This is a genomic window from Bradyrhizobium sp., assembly GCF_049581145.1.
GTDB lineage: Bacteria > Pseudomonadota > Alphaproteobacteria > Rhizobiales > Xanthobacteraceae > Bradyrhizobium.
The window spans coordinates 1-2003 of record NZ_JBAURI010000786.1 but is presented as its reverse complement, the minus strand read 5'-3'; the positions used below and the strand labels follow the sequence as shown (position 1 = coordinate 2003).

The 2003-nt window shown below is 66.9% G+C and carries 2 protein-coding genes and 1 pseudogene; 2 read left to right on the top strand and 1 reads right to left on the bottom strand.

All coding sequences use genetic code 11. The features are described from left to right. Both WCB02_RS25965 and WCB02_RS25960 read left to right on the top strand, forming a co-directional pair. A partial coding sequence (locus WCB02_RS25965) for a thiamine pyrophosphate-dependent enzyme (RefSeq protein ID WP_423962620.1) occupies positions 1 to 864 on the top strand: 864 nt, incomplete at its 5' end. A gap of 17 nt (positions 865 to 881) precedes the next feature. Next, positions 882 to 1634: a sulfite exporter TauE/SafE family protein gene (locus WCB02_RS25960; protein ID WP_423962619.1), complete on the top strand. Its 753-nt coding sequence runs from the start codon at positions 882 to 884 to the stop codon at positions 1632 to 1634. 159 nt (positions 1635 to 1793) lie between these two features. Here WCB02_RS25960 and WCB02_RS25955 read toward each other — a convergent pair. Further along, positions 1794 to 2003: pseudogene (locus tag WCB02_RS25955) on the bottom strand (hypothetical protein); the annotation flags it as partial.

Below are 2003 nucleotides of genomic sequence, written 5' to 3'. Positions count from 1 at the left end.
CTCGTCGGCAGCCGGATGTCGGAGGCCGCGGCGCAAGGGTATACCCTGTTCAGCATTCCCGCGCCGCGGCAGCGGCTCGTCCACGTCCATGCCGACGCCAACGAGATCGGCCGCAACTACCATCCCGCGCTCGGCATCGTCGCGACATCGCCCGAATTTTGCGCGGCGCTTGAAGGCGTCGAGCCACCGGCGACGATCCGCTGGTCGGTCGAAACCCGAGCGGCGCGGGCCGATTATCTGGCGTGGAGCGAGCAGGCGCCGCCCAATCCGGGCCGGGTGCAATTGAGCGAGATCATGTTCGCGATTAGGCGCCGCTCGCCCGACGGCATCTTCACCAACGGCGCCGGGAACTTTTCGATATGGGTTGGCCGCTTCCTACGCTTCCGCCGGGTCGAGCAGCAATTGGGCCCGACCTCGGGATCGATGGGGTTCGGCTTGCCGGCCGCGATCGGCGCTAAACGCGTGTTTCCGAAGCGGACGGTCGTCTGCTTCGCGGGCGACGGCGACTTTCTCATCAACGGGCAGGAATTCGCCACCGCCGTTCAATATGGCCTCCCCGTCGTCGTCGTGGTGATGGACAACGGCATGTACGGCACGATCCGCATGCATCAGGAGCGGATGTTTCCCGGGCGGGTGATCGCCACGGCGCTCCGCAATCCGGACTTCGCGCTATACGCTCGCGCGTTCGGCGGCCACGGCGAAACGATCGAGGAGACCGCTCAGTTCCTGCCCGCTTACGAGCGGGCGTTGGCCTCCGGCCTGCCGTCGATCCTGCACGTCAAGGTCGATCCCGACGCAATCACGCCCGCGACAACGCTCTCCGCCATTCGCGCGCAGGCGCTCGAAAAGCGCGCGGCCTCTTAAAAGCGCTGGCCGCGGCGATGTCCGACGCTGCAGCTTCGGCCCTCGTCATCGCGGCGGGGGCCGCGGCGGCTGGTTTCGCCCAGGGGCTGACGGGCTTCGCCTTCTCGATCGTAGCGCTGTCGTTCTGGGCATGGGCCCTGCCGCCGCAGACCGCAGCCCCACTCGCGGTGTTCGGCGCGCTATTGGGGCAGATTGCCTCGCTTGCCTCGTTTCGCGGCGGGTTCGAATGGGGGAGGATCCTGCCGCTTGTCGTCGGCGGCTGTCTCGGCGTGCCGCTTGGCGTCTTTTTTCTCTACAACGCCGATCCGCGCGGCTTCCGGCTCGTGGTCGGCGTGCTCCTGACCGGCTATTGCCTGTTCGCGCTCGTCGTGCGCGATCCAGGTGTGGTGACACGAGGCGGACGGCCGCTGGACGCCGTGTTCGGGCTCATCGGCGGAGTGCTTGGCGGTTTCGGCGGGATGGCGGGATTCATGCCTGCGGTCTGGACTCAGCTTCGCGGCTGGCAGCGCGATTTGAGGCGCGCGACATTGCAGGCCTACAACATCTCAATGCATCTTCTGACGATCGGGCTCTATTTTGGCTCTGGGACGCTCAAGCACGCCGATCTCAGCCAGTTTCTCATCGTCGCTCCGGCGATGCTAATTCCCTCGGTCATCGGCGCGCGCGTCTACCAGCGATTCAGCGACCGGAGCTTCAGCCAGGCGGTGATGGTCGCCCTCCTGTTCTCCGGCCTGGCGCTCATCGTTGGCGCGACGAGAGCGCCGCGATAGGCGGCCCCGACAGGCGCCATGGCCGCCGCGCCTCTATCAATTGAACGAGCGCAGGTTGCAAATAGTATGAAGGGGCCGACTAATGCCGCCCCGCGGCCCAGTCGAGCCCTTGTGCGAGCCGATCGTTGCCCCAGAACACCTCGCCCTCGCCCGCGCCGATCAATGCGCGTCTCCTCGGGATGAGGTCTTCGCAGGGCCAGCCGACCTGGGCTCATACGAGGCAGGATCGAGCGTCGCCGGCCTTCCCTTCAGCGAAAGCTCGCTCGTCCGCGCCGGCGTGCGAGCAATAATCTCGCCGCGGCGCATGACGAGGAGCCGGGTCGCGCGCAGCCGCACCGCTTCGATTGGATCGGCCGCTTGCAGCAGCAC

Excerpts from the sequence above, each read along its gene's own strand:
- WCB02_RS25960 (WP_423962619.1), top strand. The coding sequence starts at position 882 with ATGTCCGACGCTGCAGCTTCGGCCCTCGTCATCGCGGCGGGGGCCGCG.